The organism is Myroides guanonis, from assembly GCF_900114085.1.
Classification (GTDB): Bacteria; Bacteroidota; Bacteroidia; order Flavobacteriales; family Flavobacteriaceae; genus Flavobacterium; species Flavobacterium guanonis.
Map to the genome: position 1 here is coordinate 113,382 of NZ_FORU01000006.1, position 16,576 is coordinate 129,957.

Annotated in this window: 13 protein-coding genes; 9 read left to right on the top strand and 4 right to left on the bottom strand. The window is 32.5% G+C overall.

Features of this window, described 5'->3' with window-relative positions; translation table 11 throughout:
• Positions 1-42 precede the first annotated feature (42 nt).
• The 5 genes from BM024_RS07010 to BM024_RS07030 all read left to right on the top strand — a co-directional run bounded on the left by BM024_RS07010 (position 43) and on the right by BM024_RS07030 (position 7,056).
• Entirely contained in the window at positions 43-963 is a 921-nt protein-coding gene (locus tag BM024_RS07010) for a hypothetical protein (RefSeq protein ID WP_090678745.1), read from the top strand.
• A 377-nt stretch (positions 964-1,340) separates the two neighbouring features.
• Positions 1,341-3,806 (top strand): endopeptidase La, encoded by a 2,466-nt coding sequence (lon, locus tag BM024_RS07015; protein WP_090678789.1) that lies wholly within the window; start codon positions 1,341-1,343, stop codon positions 3,804-3,806.
• A 126-nt stretch (positions 3,807-3,932) separates the two neighbouring features.
• Positions 3,933-4,946, top strand: a complete 1,014-nt coding sequence (gene porQ, locus BM024_RS07020; protein ID WP_090678746.1) for a type IX secretion system protein PorQ — start codon at positions 3,933-3,935, stop codon at positions 4,944-4,946.
• An 18-nt stretch (positions 4,947-4,964) separates the two neighbouring features.
• Positions 4,965-5,657, top strand: a complete 693-nt coding sequence (cmk, locus tag BM024_RS07025) for a (d)CMP kinase (RefSeq protein ID WP_090678747.1) — start codon at positions 4,965-4,967, stop codon at positions 5,655-5,657.
• Between the two features lie 67 nt (positions 5,658-5,724).
• Positions 5,725-7,056 carry an MFS transporter gene (locus BM024_RS07030; RefSeq protein ID WP_090678748.1) on the top strand — a complete coding sequence of 444 codons (1,332 nt, stop codon included), beginning with the start codon at positions 5,725-5,727 and terminating at the stop codon, positions 7,054-7,056.
• Positions 7,057-7,208: 152 nt separating this feature from the next.
• Here the strand turns inward: BM024_RS07030 and BM024_RS07035 are convergent, their stop codons facing one another.
• Entirely contained in the window at positions 7,209-7,598 is a 390-nt protein-coding gene (locus BM024_RS07035) for a hypothetical protein (protein WP_090678749.1), read from the bottom strand.
• Between the two features lie 416 nt (positions 7,599-8,014).
• Between BM024_RS07035 and BM024_RS13855 the strand changes: the two genes are divergently transcribed.
• A complete protein-coding gene (locus BM024_RS13855) occupies positions 8,015-8,140 on the top strand; it encodes a hypothetical protein (RefSeq protein WP_262493022.1) in 126 nt (41 codons plus the stop codon).
• A 336-nt stretch (positions 8,141-8,476) separates the two neighbouring features.
• Here BM024_RS13855 and BM024_RS07040 read toward each other — a convergent pair whose 3' ends face one another.
• Positions 8,477-9,712, bottom strand: coding sequence for a DUF445 domain-containing protein (locus BM024_RS07040; RefSeq protein ID WP_090678750.1), 1,236 nt, complete (start codon positions 9,710-9,712; stop codon positions 8,477-8,479).
• A 33-nt stretch (positions 9,713-9,745) separates the two neighbouring features.
• Entirely contained in the window at positions 9,746-11,428 is a 1,683-nt protein-coding gene (locus BM024_RS07045) for an RluA family pseudouridine synthase (protein ID WP_090678751.1), read from the bottom strand.
• Positions 11,429-11,696: 268 nt separating this feature from the next.
• Here BM024_RS07045 and ffh point away from each other — a divergent pair, with 268 nt between their 5' ends.
• From ffh to BM024_RS07060, 3 genes are all read left to right on the top strand, one after another.
• Positions 11,697-13,034: a signal recognition particle protein gene (gene ffh / locus BM024_RS07050; RefSeq protein WP_090678752.1), complete on the top strand. Its 1,338-nt coding sequence runs from the start codon at positions 11,697-11,699 to the stop codon at positions 13,032-13,034.
• A gap of 77 nt (positions 13,035-13,111) precedes the next feature.
• Positions 13,112-13,996, top strand: a complete 885-nt coding sequence (locus BM024_RS07055; protein ID WP_090678753.1) for a bifunctional 5,10-methylenetetrahydrofolate dehydrogenase/5,10-methenyltetrahydrofolate cyclohydrolase — start codon at positions 13,112-13,114, stop codon at positions 13,994-13,996.
• A 142-nt stretch (positions 13,997-14,138) separates the two neighbouring features.
• Entirely contained in the window at positions 14,139-15,914 is a 1,776-nt protein-coding gene (locus BM024_RS07060; protein WP_090678754.1) for a MutS-related protein, read from the top strand.
• 49 nt (positions 15,915-15,963) lie between these two features.
• On the opposite strand, the gene BM024_RS07065 is transcribed toward BM024_RS07060, so the two are convergent.
• Entirely contained in the window at positions 15,964-16,563 is a 600-nt protein-coding gene (locus BM024_RS07065) for a porin family protein (RefSeq protein WP_090678755.1), read from the bottom strand.
• Positions 16,564-16,576 lie beyond the last annotated feature (13 nt).

The following is a 16,576-nucleotide window of genomic DNA, read 5'->3' on the forward strand; positions in this document are numbered from 1 at the left end:
GTAAATTTTTTTATATTTGGCAATAGTATATAATAAGAAAATATGATGAAAAAAAAGGCATTAATTGTAACGCTAAGTTTTTTGAGTTTAGGCGCAATTTTTTTTACTTCTTGCGAGAAAGAGAGTATTCAAAGTGAGCTGTTAGATGAGAGTAAGGTTGGTGAATCAATAGTAAGAGTTCAGTATAACGATACATTAATCATCAGGAAAGGAATTTCTGGAGTATTAAATGGTAGTGGAGAGTTTTCTTTTAAATTAGAAATGCTTGGAAAAGACTATATGAACATTTTAACACTTGGGTTTGAAGAGGGGACTTATCCTACAAATATCAATGTTGCAAAATATTTTTTTTCTGAATTGGGCGAAGATGTTTTTGATTCTGAAGGTGAGAAAATTGGGAAAACTGGTGAGTTTGGGTCTTCTTTGGATATTTCCAGACCACAGTATTCATCAGGTTATATTAAGATAAATCGTGTAAATAAGTTAGCTAGAGCAGTTAATGGAGAGTTTAAGATTAAAATTTTTCCTCCGCTAATGAATGAATTAAACCTGAGACCGTTTGAGGTGCAAGGAGAGTTTATTAATTTAAGATATGACCGTGTAGAAGCGCAATATTTTGATGCTACGGTTGATGGGAAGTCTTTTGTATCTGGTTCAGCATTTGCTCAAATTGAAGAGGAGAATTTAGTAGTAAACTCTAGTAGTTCTGTAAGCGAAGAGTCAATAAAACTTAAGTTTAATAAAGACTTGGAGCAAGGAGTGTATGGGTCAGTTTCTATAGAGGGAACTTATGTTTCTCCATTAGGAGTTGTTTATAATACTAGTAAGGAATTAACTAAGAGTTCTTTGCATGTTAGAAAGAATGAATCTAATGTTATAAGTGCATCATTTACATTACAATTAAAGAATAAGCAAGGAGGGGTTATAGAAGTTAAAGGAGGTGATTTTAGATTACCATACTAATTTTGTACCCTTATTTTAATAGTTTAAAAGGACTGTAACATTTAGTTATAGTCCTTTTTTGATTTTCTTCAATAAATCTGTAACCAAATATTAAAGAGAGTTTTATTAAAATATAGATAGGGGTATAATTAGTTAATATGATTTAGAAATCTTAAACCCTAATTATTTAATGAAATAATCAATTTTGTGCTTTGTTTGTATTGGTCAAATGGTTAAGAGCTATAATTAAGTTAATGGCATAGTGATTGTCTTAATTATAGTATTAAAGATCAATTTATTTATGTTTATTGTTGATATATAGGCTTTTATGGTTTTTTAATCAAAAGTTTTTATTAGCAACTGATAACATTGATGACAAAAAGACATTAAAAAATATTATGGCGAATCAAAAAATAATAACATTGGACAGTTTGTCACTTCAAGATATGCACTCAGATTCTGAGTTTATTCCTTTATTATCGTCGGAAGATGAAGAAGAAATGAATAAAGAAGAATTACCTATGGAATTAGCTATTTTACCTTTAAGAAATATGGTTTTATTTCCTGGTGTAGTTATTCCTATAACTGCGGGGAGAGATAAATCAATTAAGCTTTTAAATGACGTTCAAAAGGGTGAGAAAACTATTGGGGTAGTCGCTCAAATTGACGAGGATATTGAAGATCCTTCATTTGATGAAATCTATCATACTGGAACTGTTGCTCGAATTTTGAAAGTATTAAAGTTACCTGATGGTAATATTACCGTTATTCTTCAGGGGAAAAAGAGGTTTGAAATAGAAGAATTAATTACAGAGGAGCCTTATTTTCGTGCGAAAGTTAAGGAAGTTGTTGAAACAAGACCTGAGCATGAAGATACTGAGTTTAGAGCTATAGTAGAGTCAATAAAAGAAGCAGCGGTTGATATAATAAAAAACAATCCAAATATTCCAAGTGAAGCTTCATTTGCGATTAAGAATATAGAAAGTGATTCATTTTTAATAAACTTCATTTCTTCAAATATGAGTCTTTCTGTAGAAGAAAAACAGACCCTATTGAAGATAGTTGATTTAAAAGAGAGAGCTTTTGAAACTTTGAAATTAATGAATTTAGAGATTCAGAGACTTGAACTTCATAATGTAATTCAATCTAAAGTTAGATTTGATTTAGATCAACAACAGAAAGAATATTTCTTACATCAGCAAATGAAAACGATTCAAGAAGAGTTGGGTGGTTTTTCAAATGAGGAGGAGTTTGAGGAAATGCGTGAAAAGGCGTTACTTAAGAAATGGGATTCAAAGGTAAAAGAGCGTTTTGATAAAGAACTCATGAAGTTTCAACGAATGAACCCGCAAGTTGCTGAGTTTTCCATTCAGAGAAATTATTTGGAATTGTTTTTAGAGTTACCATGGGATGAGTTTTCTAAAGATAACTTTGACTTAAAGAATGCTCAGAAAATTCTTGATAAAGATCATTACGGGATTGAGGAAGTTAAAAAACGTGTACTTGAACATATGGCTGTATTAAAGCTTCGAAATGATTTAAAATCACCTATATTATGTTTGTATGGACCTCCAGGAGTTGGTAAAACTTCAATTGGTAAGTCAATTGCTGAAGCTTTAGGACGTGAGTATGTGAGAATTTCTTTAGGAGGACTTAGAGATGAGGCTGAAATTAGAGGTCATAGAAAAACCTATATTGGTGCTATGCCAGGAAGAATAATCCAGAGTATAAAAAAAGCTAAAACATCTAATCCTGTATTTTTATTAGATGAGATAGATAAGCTATCTACAAGTAATAGTGGTGATCCATCTTCTGCTTTATTAGAAGTTTTAGATCCTGAGCAAAATTCTGATTTCTATGACAACTTCTTAGAGATGGGATATGACTTGTCTAAAGTTATGTTTATTGCTACTTCAAATAGTTTAGCTAGTATTCAACCAGCATTACGTGATCGTATGGAAATCATAGAAATGAATGGTTATACTATCGAAGAGAAAGTAGAGATTGGAAAACAGCATCTTTTTCCTAAGCAACTGAAAGAGCATGGTCTTACTTCAAAAGATGCGGTTCTAGGTAAAAAACAAATGGAGTTTATTGTAACAAAATATACTCGTGAATCGGGCGTGCGTGGCTTAGATAAAAAATTAGCTCATATTGCTCGTGGTATTGCTAAAGCAATAGTGATGGAAGAGTCTTATGAGATAAAATTGAATGAAGATGCCATTGTGAAAATTTTAGGTACTCCACGATTCGATAGTGATAAATATGAAAATAACGAAGTTGCAGGTGTAGTAACAGGGTTAGCATGGACTAGTGTAGGTGGAGATATCTTATATATTGAATCTTTGGTGTCTAAAGGTAAAGGAAACCTAACCATCACTGGGAATTTAGGTACTGTTATGAAGGAATCTGCAACAATTGCTTTGGAGTATATTAGAGCTCATGCAGAGGATTTAGGAATTTCACCTGAGTTATTTGAACATTATAAAGTACATATACACGTTCCAGAAGGTGCAACTCCAAAGGATGGGCCTAGTGCTGGAATTACGATGTTAACCTCTATGGTTTCTTCTTTTACACAGAGAAAAGTTAAAAAGAATCTTGCTATGACAGGTGAAATTACATTAAGAGGTAAAGTATTACCAGTTGGAGGTATAAAGGAAAAAATATTGGCGGCAAAAAGAGCTAATATTAAAGAGATCGTCTTATGTAAAGAAAACAAAAAAGATATCGATGAAATTAAAGAGGATTATCTAAAAGGTCTAACATTTCATTATGTAGACAGAATGGAGGAAGTCTTAAAAATTGCCATTACTGATCAAAAAGTAAAAGGAGCAAAAAATTTCGAGATTGTTAAAAAATAATAAACAGAATTGAAACATCTGAAAAGCACACTGAGTTAGCTCCTTGTGCTTTTCTTTTTTAATAGAGCTATTAAAAAAAATAATATCTTAGCAACTTCAAATCTTAATTGTAATTCGAAAACAATAATGGTAAAGAAACTAATGTTGTATATTGGTTTGTCTTCACTTAGTGCTTTTTCTCAAGTTGGGGGTGACCATTCTTATCAGTTTTTGAACCTTTCGTCCTCTCCAGTCCAAGCTTCATTAGGAGGTAAAAATATTACTATTCGAGATAATAATGTCAATCATAGTTTCGTAAATCCAGCTGTAATTAATTCTGAAATGAACAATCAATTAGCGTTGAATTTTAGTAAGTATTTTGGAGCTATTACCTATGGATCGGCTGGCTACGTTAAATCATTCGACAATAAAAAGAATGTGTTTTTTGGTGTGAATTACGTGAACTATGGAGATATTGAAGGGTATGATGAATTTGGTAATGAAACTGGAACGTTTAGCGGAAATGAAGTTGCCTTGAACATAGGGTATTCGTATAATGTTAGTCAAACTAACTGGTATTTTGGTGCTAATACAAAGTTCATAGGTTCTTACTTAGAATCTTATTCATCAATAGGAGTTGCATTAGATTTGGGTGTTTTAAATGTCAACGAGGAAAATAATCTTACATTTGCATTTACAATTAGGAATCTTGGAGCTCAAATCTCAACTTATAATGATGTTCGTGAAAAACTACCATTAGATATCATGATAGCAGTTTCCAAAAAGCTTGATAATGTTCCAATTCGTTGGCATATCGGATTAGATAACCTTCAAAAGTGGGATCTTTCGTTTTCTAATCCAAATAGGTCTGAGACTGATTTGGAGGGAGTTGTGACAGAAGAAGATGTGACTTTTTTTAATAATGCTATAAGGCACTTGATTTTTGGAATTGAATTATTTCCAGATAGAAATTTTAATATCCGTTTGGGGTATAATTTTAGAAAGGGAGAGGAATTAAGAATTACTGATCAACGTCATTTTTCTGGGATTACAGCAGGGTTTGGTTTTAAAGTGAATAGAATGCGTTTTGAATATTCCTACAGTAGGCAAACAATAGCTGCAAATACGAGTCTTTTTGGACTAATAATAGATTTGAAGTAAATAAAAACAAAATATCAATTGAAAAAAATAACAATTGCCATTGATGGTTTTTCTTCTACAGGGAAGAGCACTTTGGCTAAAGAGTTAGCAAAGAAATTAGGTTATGCGTATATAGATACTGGTGCTATGTATAGGGCAGTGACTTTGTTTGCAATGAGAAAAGGCTTTATTAATAATCGTGAATTTCATGCCGAGAAATTAATTGAAGCTTTAACCGATATAGATTTGCAATTTATATACAATGCTCAAAAAGGGTTTGCGGAGGTATATCTCAATCAAGAAAACGTTGAAGAAATAATTAGGTCTCTTGAAGTTTCAAACTTCGTTAGTCAAATAGCCACACTTACTGAGGTACGAAAAAAACTAGTAGAACAACAACAAAGTTTAGGCAGGGAAAAAGGGGTGGTTATGGATGGAAGAGACATTGGAACTGTTGTGTTTCCATATGCAGAATTGAAAATTTTTATGACTGCTTCTCCTGAAATTAGAGCGGAAAGAAGATTTTTGGAATTAAAAAATAAGGGTCAGGATATACAGTTTGATGAGGTTTTTAAAAATGTTGTTGAAAGAGATCGATTAGATTCAACTAGAGAAGACTCTCCTTTAATAAAGGCTTCAGATGCTATTGAAGTTGATAATTCTAATTTGACCAAAGAAGAACAATTTGATTTAATATTACAGATGGCTCAAAATAAAATTAAAGAGGCATAGATTTTATGTGTATTAGCATATGTAGGCCAATTTTCAGGTCACTTAGAACATTTATTTTACTAAAGAAATGAGTATAAAAAGTAGATTAATATTGATGAGTTTTCTGCAATTTGCAGTATGGGGAGCTTATCTAACTTCAATGGGGAATTATTTAGGTTCTATCAATTTAGGACCTAAGATTGGGTTGTTTTATGCAATGCAAGGTATAGTTTCTATATTTATGCCTGCTCTTATGGGAATAATTGCAGATAGATGGGTAGAATCTCAAAAGCTTTTAGGATTAAATCATTTGGCTGCGGCCTTCTTTATGTTGGCGACAGGTTATTATGGTTATACAGCTGGTGAAAATGTTGATTTTACAACCATTTTTACTCTTTATTCGCTGAGTGTAGCTTTTTATATGCCAACAATTGCTCTTTCAAATTCGACAGGTTATGCCGTTTTAAAAAGCAATGGAATGGACACTATTAAGCACTTTCCTCATATTCGAACTTTTGGAACTATAGGGTTTATTTTTTCCATGTTGTTTGTAGATTTTATAGGATTTCAAAATGGTAATTTGACATTTGCTTTCGCAAAATCTAGTGTAGGTGAATTTATAAGTTTTCAAAACACATACCATCAGTTCTATGTGTCTGCTGTTTTAGGAGTTTTATTATTCGTTTATAGTTTCACTTTACCTCATTGTAAAGTATCTAGATCAAAAGAGAAGAAAACAATGTATGATGCATTGGGATTAAAAGCATTTTCGTTGTTTAAAGACAAACGAATGGCAATCTTCTTTATTTTTTCAATGTTTCTAGGGGTTTCATTACAAATTACAAATGGATACGCAAATCCATTTATAACAAGCTTTAAAGAAGTACCGGAATATGCGAACAGTTTTGGAGCTAATCATGCGAATGCTTTAATTTCTATCTCTCAAATTTCAGAAACGTTCTGTATTCTACTCATACCATTCTTTTTAAGACGATTTGGAATTAAACAGGTTATGTTGATGTCTATGTTTGCATGGGTGTTGAGATTTGCTCTTTTTGGTTTTGGAGATCCAGGAAGTGGTGTTTGGATGTTTATATTGTCTATGTTGGTTTATGGAATTGCATTTGACTTCTTCAATGTTTCGGGATCTTTATTTGTGGATAATGAAACAGATGAGGATATTCGTTCTAGTGCTCAAGGTGTCTTTATGATGATGACAAATGGCTTTGGGGCAACGATTGGAATGTTGGGGGCTCAATACGTGGTAAATCATTTTGTGTTCAATAAAACGGATGTAATGGAACAAATGCAAGGATGGTATTCCTCTTGGCTCGTATTTGCTGCCTATTCATTAGTAATAACAATTGTGTTTGCTATTGTGTTCAAATACAAACACAATCCAGATAAAATAAATATATAATACAAAACAATATTTTAAATTATGGGAAAACCTCGCAATTATGCGGGGCTTTTTCATTTTTAAGCAATAGCTTCTTATAGCTCTTCATCATAGTTCTTTAAAATTATTAAAACTGATTTATTGTTTTTTAAGTTTAAAACGTTTGTATTAGTTTACTTATATGATACCATTTCGGGTTCGTTTGAAATACCATTACTTGTCTTAGCGTTGGGACTATCATTTGGGTCATTACCCGGTCCATTTTTTGGACTGTTAGAAAAGGATAATAATCGAAATGAATTACCTCTGTAAATACTCGTGGAAGGCGTATATTTTGTCCACATCCATGCTACTAGATCTTTAATACACTTGTGAAAAGTGGTTTTCGAACTAATTTTATTTACATGTATTAATTCAATATGCACTGCTGCGATTGGACTTTGAAAATAATGATGGTTCCACAGATGGAACAAAGCCAGATAAAGGCTAATGTGGGTTGGACAAACTGCCTCTGATTCTTCCACCTTTTTTAGAAACTGATTTAAATGAATAATGTAATTCATGGTACTTAGATTTATAAGTTATAAACTCAAATTAAATGTAATTTTTTGACAATAATATAGGAGGTACTACTAGTACTACCATGTTAAAGCCTTAAGAAATTGTTTTACTCTGGCTCTTTTCATTTTAATTTGAGACTAGAAAGAGTAAAGCGCATTGTACTTTTCTTCTTAGTTACTGTAGGGATGAAGTAGGGATCAAGTATGGATGCTTCTACTCTTGACCGAGGTAAGGTCGTATTGAGAGCGTATACAGGACGAGGTTAGTCCATGTTTCTACGGGAGGAATATCGTTTATAGTATTTAGTTAGTATGTCTTAGGGCTTGATATCGCTAGGGTGAGCATAGTCTTATTAAAAAAGCAAGCAAAACTTTAGTCGGACTCATAAAATAGCACCGTTAATTTTAAATTTATAAATATGGCAGTTCAAGATTCAAAAGGATTAATTAGAGATGGAATGGGCGACTTAATTTTCAAAAGTTGTAGATGGGAAGCAGATAATTCAGGCAAGGGACTTGAGTGTAAAGCAAATGGAGAGAACTAAAAGAAGCAGTAAGATTTTCGTGATGTGTAGCAGTTAGTCTACTGAGATTCGAGGTAAATTGAAACCTTTTATCTGTTTTTAAGCATAGAGAATCTCCTTCCTTAAAATAGATTTATGTTTTCTTAAGTACTAAAATCTTTGTTTATCTTAGCTAAAGTTCTGAGGAAACTTTAGCTTATTTAATTGATACAGATGGACTTTTAGATGATGGTAGGGTAAAATTGACTTTAAAATATCAAATGGGTTTATAAGATATTTAGTTATTTTAAAGACAATATTTTGTTTATATGGAGTAATAGAATTGATATCTGTTGTAATAGAAGAGTTTGAGATATACTATATTAAAAGATGCGTGATGGTATATATGAGTAGTCCAACGAGTCCGCCAATAAGAGTTCCGTTTATTCGTATATATTGCAAGTCCTTACCGACTTCTAGTTCTAGTTTTTCGCTGAGCTCTTTACCATCCCATTGTTCTACTGTGGTTTTGATAATCGATCCTACTTCACTAGCATTGTTTAATGCCATTTTATAGAGTGACAGTCTTATTGCTGAATTGATCTTGGCTTGTAATGCGATGTCTTTCTTTAAGGTTTGTTCTAAATCTGATATGCCATTTCGGATGTATTGTCTCAAAGTAGATGTATCATCTTTTAATTGACTGAGTAAGCTAGTTTTAATTGAAACATAGAAATCTTGGACGTATTTTTCTATTTTATCTGGAGTTAAGAATTGCGTTAGTATAGTGTTGAACTTTTCTTTCCACTCTTGACTTTCATTGATTTCAATAGCTAAATTGGCTAGTTTTTCATAAATCTCAATTTTTATTTTGTGATTCGGAGACTCTGAAATATCCTCTAAAAAAGAATGCAAACCTGTAATGATTTGATTCGTAATTGATTTTCCGCCTATAAGTCCTAATATGGGTTTTCTCTCAATAATTGTTTGATAGATTTCTTCTTTGTTGTTGTCTATATAATTGTGAATTTGAGGTATTAATAGAGCAAGGATACGATCGGGCTCTCTATTTTCCAAAGCATATAAAATACCTTGTGAAGCAATGTTTTGAAGAGGGATTTCATGGATCGCATTCTCAGCTTTTTGAGATAGGTATTTTAGTAAGACTTCTTCATCTAATTTAGTTATAATATGTTCAATAATATGACAAGCTTCATTTTCAATTGTTAATTGATTATCCTTTTTTTTAATCCAATTGGCAATCCAATTGGCTAAATCTAATCGCTCTATATAGGGTCTTATGTTTTTAGGGGTTAGAAAGTTCTCTGTTACAAAATCTCCGAGATTTTCACCAATGCTCGCTTGACTACTTTCAATTAGATTCGTGTGAGGGATTTTGAGACCAAGAGGATGTCTGAATAAGGCTGTTACTGCAAACCAATCAGCTAATGCTCCTACCATTGCGGCCTCACAAAATGCTTTTACGTAGCCTATCCAAGGTTGCGGTTGGTGTTTTTGAAGAAACAAAAGTACTATGTAAAGTAAAGCCATAACTGCAAAGAGACCTGTAGCAATTGCCTGATGTTTGCGTAGTTGTTTTTTCTTATCAGTCATAGTGTATCATTTAATTATAAAGATACAAAAATTCTAAAAGTCTTCTTTCACATTAAATTGAACCCATTCGTAACTTCTAGGATGATGAAATCCTATGCTCTCTGCGTGTAGATGAAGTCTGTTGTCTTTCTTTCCATATAAATCATCGCCAACTATAGGAGAGTTAAGGCCTGATATGTGAGAAGCATGAACGCGCAACTGATGTGTACGGCCAGTTATAGGGTAAAAGTACACCTTGGATTTGTTGTTAATGGACTCTATTAACTCCCAATGTGTTTCTGCATTTTTTCCATATTCAAAACATACTAGTTGTCTTGGTCTGTCTTCTAAATCTACTCTTAAGGGCAAGTTTATAACACCATTTTTAGTGGTGAGTTCTTTGTCTAAAAGCGCTATATAACGTTTTTTGACAATTTTTTTTAAAAATTGCTTTTGTAAACTTTTATGTGATTCTTTGTTTTTAGCTACTATCAATAAGCCAGAGGTAGCCATGTCTAGACGGTGTACGATTAGTGGTCCAGTGGCGTTGGGGTATAAGGCTTTAATACGTGTGTAAACAGAATCTTGAATGTTAATTCCTGGAACACTCAATAGTTCCGATGGTTTGTTGACTATAACTATATCTTCATCATCATAGACTATTTTCAACTCTCCTATGATTTCTTGTGGATTTATAAGTAGATTTTCATCTATATCCATTCCTTCAAGCATATGACCTAAAATTGGTTCGCATTTTCCTCTACATGCTGGATAGAAGTTTTTGTGCTTTCTAATTTCTGATTTAGGTGCATTTCCCCACCAAAATTCAGCCATTGCAAGTGGTTTTAATTGATGTAGAAAAGCATATTGAAGTAATTTTGGAGCGGCACAATCACCTGTTGCTGCTGGTGGATTTTTTTCAGTGGTGTTCTCAAAAATTTCAATTAAGTCTTTTTGTTCACCACGTATGTTTAAAAACTGATATTGTTGAAATAGTTTTGTTTGAAGAAGGTTTGATTTTTCTTTTCTAAGCGCTTTTTTTTCTTTTAACCTATTGGTTAGGGTGTCTAGGGAGTTATTGATTGATGCAATGGTATCTGTCCATTGGTTTATCAAGATTTTTAATTCGTGTTTATCCCGTAAACTTTGTTTAATTAAATCTTCCTGAAACATCTTGTAAGATTCGGAATCTAAAGAGAAATTATTTGTTTCTCTCTGTTTTTTACGAGTAGCTTTTTGTGTTTTTAATTGTTCTTTCTTTTCTTTAATTAATACCTCTGAAGTTGCAATAGCTGATGAGAGTTTTTCATGGAGAAGGAGAAACTCAGGATTAGACTCTAATTCTTCAATCTCTTTATTGATTTGATTTAAAACAGACTCTTCAGCTTTAAAGAAACCGTCTTTATTCCAAAGATCAAATACAGGCGGTACAAAGTTTTCGATATTTTCTAAATGACCTAATTTTCCAGAATATGCTGTTAGATAGCCAATTGAATTATCTTTTTTTTGAACAATTAATACACCAAACATTTTTCCATAGGGTAAGCAGATTTTAGAACTAGTGTCAAATAAAGATTGTATGTCTTTATTTTCAATTAGTTCTTGCTGAAGTTCTAAAGAAGCGACAACGCACAAAGGATGTGGTTCATAAAAAAAAGGGAAAGTAAATCTTTTAGGTAATTCTATAGAACTTATATCTGCTTTGAAACTTCTTAAAACTTTATTTAGAGGATTCATCTTTTTTTTGCAAAAATAGTCAATTTATAACTACATCATGTTTTATTAAACAATGAGCAGTAAATAGTTGATGGTAATTGGATGGATATAACGGATTTTTATAACTATCAGGTATATTTTCAGAGCTTATGATAGCTTGTTTTGTCTTTTTATAGTGTAAGATGTTTGTTTTTAGTGGTTTAGTGTTTTGTTTATTAATGATACTTGCTTTTTGTGACTTTAATAGTTATATAGTATCTTTGCCTTTCAGTATTTAAAAAATACCATTATGTTCGATAATTTAAGCGATAAATTAGATAAAGCCTTTCATATCCTTAAGGGACATGGAAAAATAACTGAGGTTAACGTTGCAGATACTCTGAAAGAAGTTAGAAGAGCTCTTTTAGATGCGGATGTTAACTTTAAGATAGCCAAAGATTTTACAAATAGAGTAAAAGAGAAAGCCTTAGGTCAAGATGTATTGACAAATCTTCAACCTGGTCAGTTAATGGTAAAAATCGTTAAGGACGAGTTGATTGAGTTAATGGGAGGTGAGGCAGCAGGTATTAATTTATCGGGTAATCCTTCTGTGATTTTAATGTCGGGATTGCAAGGTTCAGGTAAGACTACTTTTTCAGGTAAGCTTGCGAACTTTTTAAAAAGCAAAAAATCTAAAAATCCACTTCTTGTAGCTTGTGACGTTTACCGTCCAGCTGCGATTAATCAGTTACATGTAGTTGGAGAACAATTAGGTGTAGAGGTATATTCTGAAGCGGGCAATATGAATCCAGTTGAAATTGCACAGAATGCAATTAAACATGCTAAGGCAAATGGATTTAATGTTGTTATTGTCGATACAGCAGGTCGATTGGCAGTCGATGAGGAGATGATGAATGAAATAGCTAATATTCACAAAGCTATTCAACCTCAAGAAACGTTATTTGTTGTAGATGCAATGACAGGACAGGATGCAGTAAATACTGCAAAAGCTTTTAACGATCGATTGAATTTTGACGGGGTTATATTAACTAAGTTAGATGGAGATACTAGAGGAGGAGCAGCAATATCTATTAAATCAGTAGTTAATAAACCAATTAAGTTTATTGGAACTGGAGAGAAAATGGATGCTATTGACGTGTTTTATCCAAACCGTATGGCTGACCGTATTCTTGGTATGGGTGATGTTATCTCATTAGTAGAGCGTGCACAAGCTCAATATGATGAAGAAGAGGCTAGAAAAATTCAAAAGAAAATTGCTAAGAATGAATTCGGATTCGATGATTTCCTTTCACAGATACAACAAGTGAAAAAAATGGGGAATATGAAGGATTTGATGGGAATGATACCAGGTGTTGGAAAAGCGATGAAGGATGTAGAAATTGAAGATGACGCATTTAAACATATCGAAGCTATAATATACTCTATGACACCAGATGAGAGAACGAGACCTTCTTTGTTAGATGTAAAGAGAAAAAATAGAATTGCTAGGGGATCAGGAACAAGTGTTCAGCAAGTAAATCAATTGCTAAAACAATTTGATCAGATGAGTAAAATGATGAAGATGATGCAAGGATCTAAAGGCAAGAACCTTATGAGGATGATGGGGAACCTAAAAGGAATGCAATAACAATAAACATTAAGGTTTAAAGTTCTTTTGAGATTTAAACCTTTTTTCTTTTAACAACACACTTAATAGAATTATACATGCAACTACTAGATGGTAAAAAGATATCTAACGATATCAAAAATGAAATCACTGTTGAAGTTCAGAAGATGAAAGATAGAGGAGAGAAAGTTCCTCATTTGGCAGCGGTTTTAGTTGGTAATAACGGTGCAAGCCTGACTTATGTTGGAAGCAAAGTTCGTTCTTGTGAACAAATAGGTTTTGAGTCAACATTATTGCATTTAGAAGATACAATTACAGAAGAAGAATTGTTGGTTAAAATTGATGAATTAAACCAAAATGATGAAATAGATGGCTTTATTGTACAGCTTCCTTTACCTAAGCATATAGATGAGCAAAAAATATTAATGGCGATTGATTCTTCTAAAGATGTAGATGGTTTTCATCCAGAGAACTTTGGGAAAATGGCTATGGACATGGAATCGTTTATTCCTGCAACTCCGTATGGTATTCTGGAATTAATAGAGCGCTATAAGATTGAGACTTCAGGAAAACACACTGTGGTGATTGGTCGTTCTCATATAGTTGGAAGACCTATGAGTATTCTATTGAGTAGAAAGGGGTATCCTGGTGATTCTACAGTGACTTTAACACACAGCCGAACTGAAAATATAGCTGAAATAACTAGAAGTGCTGATATTATTATTTCTGCATTAGGGGTACCTAATTTCCTAAAGGGAGATATGGTAAAAGAAGGAGTGGTAGTGATTGATGTTGGTATTACAAGAGTGCCTGATGCAACTGCAGAAAAGGGATATGTAATAACTGGGGACGTGGATTTTGAAGAAGTTAGTAAAAAGGCTTCATTCATTACTCCAGTGCCTGGAGGAGTTGGACCGATGACAATCGCTATGCTTTTGAAAAATACTTTGTTAGCAAGAGAAAGAAGAATGAAAAAACAATAGTGTAAGATATATAACTTTAAAAAGCCATTTTCTAGAAATAGAAAATGGCTTTTTTGTTTTTATAAAAGTAAATAGATTGTAGAAAAGAATACATTTGTTACATAAATCAAAGAAAGTTTATTCAAAAGAAATAAAGAGGTATATGAGTATCTATAAAAAAAGAACTAAACAGTTTAACGAATCTTATTTAAGTATTAAGAAAAGGCATAAGGTATTAGGAATATTAAGAGTTCTAGCTTTCTGTGGTATAATATATAGCTTTTATCTTTTTATGCGTCAAGAGAATTACTATCTACTTTTGATAACAGGTGGGATACTTATCTTTTTTTTAGTTTTGTTGAGACTTCATGTTTCTATGACTTGGAAGTTGGAGTATCAAAGGGCATTGAAAGATATAAATAAAGATGAGGAAGAGTTTCTAGAAGATGATGTTAGGGAATTTGACGGGGGTAAAGAGTTTGAAGTTCAAAACCATCCTTATTCTTTTGACTTAGATGTTTTCGGAGAACGATCCCTATTTCAATATCTAAATAGAACAGCCTCGTATAATGGAGCCAAGAAACTAGCTGATTTATTAAATGAGCAACTTCTTCCAAATGAAATAATAGAAAATCAAGAAGCTGTTAAAGAGCTTTCTCAAAAATTGGATTGGAGGCATAAGATTTTAGCCTATAATAAAATGTCTAAAATTGATAGGTCTACTTTTGACTATCTTAAAAAATGGAGTGAATCTGATGTGAAATTAGTTTCTAAGAAGAGTATGTATGCTGCATATATTTTACCAGGATTATTGTTGCTAAGTGTAGTGCTTTATTTTATTGAGAGTCACTTGATTTGGGGCTACTTGGTGTCTTTATTCTTCTCGTTAAATCTAGTCTTATCTATAATGAAGGTAAAGCAGATACAACAAGAACTTAGCGGAGCGGATAAAATACATGAAACAGTAGAGAATTATGCGTCTATTTTTAAAAAGATAGAGAAAGAGTCTTTTCAAAGTAAAAAGATGATTGAATTGGTTGATGTTCTTCAAAATAAGGATTTCCGTTCTTCTAAGGAGTTTAAAGTGCTTTCGTCTCATTTTGAAAAATTGAATACTGTAGCCAATATTTTTGTGAATGTTGTTTTTAATGGATTTTGGCAATTTCATGTACATTCCTTGAATAGTTTATTGATATGGAAAAAGAAGAATGCAAAGTATGTAATGCTATCAGTAGAAGTGGTAGCGGAAATAGAGGCATTGAATTCACTGGCTAATTTTTCTTATAACAATAGAAAGTATACATTTCCTAATCTTAGTGTAAAACAAGAAATGTCCTTTAAAGATTTAGGACATCCATTGATTAATACAACTAAAAGAGTTTGCAATGATATTGATTTTAGAGATCAAAGATTTGTGATTTTGACTGGGTCTAATATGTCTGGGAAGAGTACATTCCTACGTACAGTTGGAATAAATCTCGTTTTAGCTAATATTGGAGCACCAATTTGTGCAACTGGAGCTACCTTTATTTCATTACCGTTGTTTGTTTCAATGAGGTTAACAGATTCGTTGGAGGACAGTGAGTCTTATTTTTATGCTGAGGTTAAAAGACTTAAAGAAATTGTTGAGAGCGTAGCCATTCAGCCTTGTTTTGTATTGTTAGACGAAATTTTAAGAGGAACAAATTCCGATGACAAGCAGAGTGGAACTATTGGTGTAATAAAGAAATTAATTCACCAAAAAACATATGGATTAATAGCAACTCATGATTTAGAAGTTTGTGAAGTAGCTAATGATTATCCAGATATAGTAGTTAATAAATGTTTTGAAGTAGCATTTGTAGAAGATGAACTTGTATTTGACTATAAAATTCAAGATGGAATCTGTAAGAATAAGAATGCGACATTTATAATGAAGAAAATGCAAATAATAGATTGATCAAAAAAGGAGGTATAAAGTACCTCCTTTTACTATTTAAACATTTTTGTTAGAATTTATACCCTACAGAAACTTGAATTACACCATTTTTATAGTCTTTTGTTCCACTTTGCGACTCTTTATTTACTTTTGATAATCCAAGGTTGTAACGTGCATCAAAGAATACTCCCATAGGAAGTTCGTACCCTGCTCCAAAATTTAAACCGAAATCAACTGATTGAGTAACGTCTTTCATGTCTCCTGTAGCGGAAATTTCAACTCCGGCCATACTATCTTCAGCTTTAGCTTCAGATTTTACTAAGAAACCTACTTGAGGACCAGCTTGAACACTTAGGCCATCAATTACATAGTACTTAGCCATAATGGGTACATTGATATAGTCGGTATTCCATTTTGTTTCACCTATCTCATTTTTAATTTTTGTACCTTGTGTTGAATACAATAACTCAGGTTGTACAGAGAATTTTTCATTAATAAAAATTTCGGCTAATACCCCAACGTGGAAGCCAGTTTTCATGTCTCCATCAGAATTGGATAAGTTAGCAAAGTTAACCCCTGCTTTTGCTCCAAGTTTCAAATCTGGAGTTTGTGCTTGTGCAGCGAATGAAAACGCTGCAAGAGCGATAGCAGATAAAATAATTTTTTTCATAAAAATGTTTTTA

Coding starts and splice junctions, on each gene's coding strand:
- BM024_RS13855 (WP_262493022.1), top strand. CDS start 8,015: ATGGCAGTTCAAGATTCAAAAGGATTAATTAGAGATGGAATGGGCGAC.
- porQ (WP_090678746.1), top strand. CDS start 3,933: ATGGTAAAGAAACTAATGTTGTATATTGGTTTGTCTTCACTTAGTGCT.
- BM024_RS07055 (WP_090678753.1), top strand. CDS start 13,112: ATGCAACTACTAGATGGTAAAAAGATATCTAACGATATCAAAAATGAA.
- BM024_RS07030 (WP_090678748.1), top strand. CDS start 5,725: ATGAGTATAAAAAGTAGATTAATATTGATGAGTTTTCTGCAATTTGCA.
- BM024_RS07010 (WP_090678745.1), top strand. CDS start 43: ATGATGAAAAAAAAGGCATTAATTGTAACGCTAAGTTTTTTGAGTTTA.
- BM024_RS07065 (WP_090678755.1), bottom strand. CDS start 16,563: ATGAAAAAAATTATTTTATCTGCTATCGCTCTTGCAGCGTTTTCATTC.
- BM024_RS07045 (WP_090678751.1), bottom strand. CDS start 11,428: ATGAATCCTCTAAATAAAGTTTTAAGAAGTTTCAAAGCAGATATAAGT.
- BM024_RS07040 (WP_090678750.1), bottom strand. CDS start 9,712: ATGACTGATAAGAAAAAACAACTACGCAAACATCAGGCAATTGCTACA.
- lon (WP_090678789.1), top strand. CDS start 1,341: ATGGCGAATCAAAAAATAATAACATTGGACAGTTTGTCACTTCAAGAT.
- BM024_RS07060 (WP_090678754.1), top strand. CDS start 14,139: ATGAGTATCTATAAAAAAAGAACTAAACAGTTTAACGAATCTTATTTA.
- BM024_RS07035 (WP_090678749.1), bottom strand. CDS start 7,598: ATGAATTACATTATTCATTTAAATCAGTTTCTAAAAAAGGTGGAAGAA.
- ffh (WP_090678752.1), top strand. CDS start 11,697: ATGTTCGATAATTTAAGCGATAAATTAGATAAAGCCTTTCATATCCTT.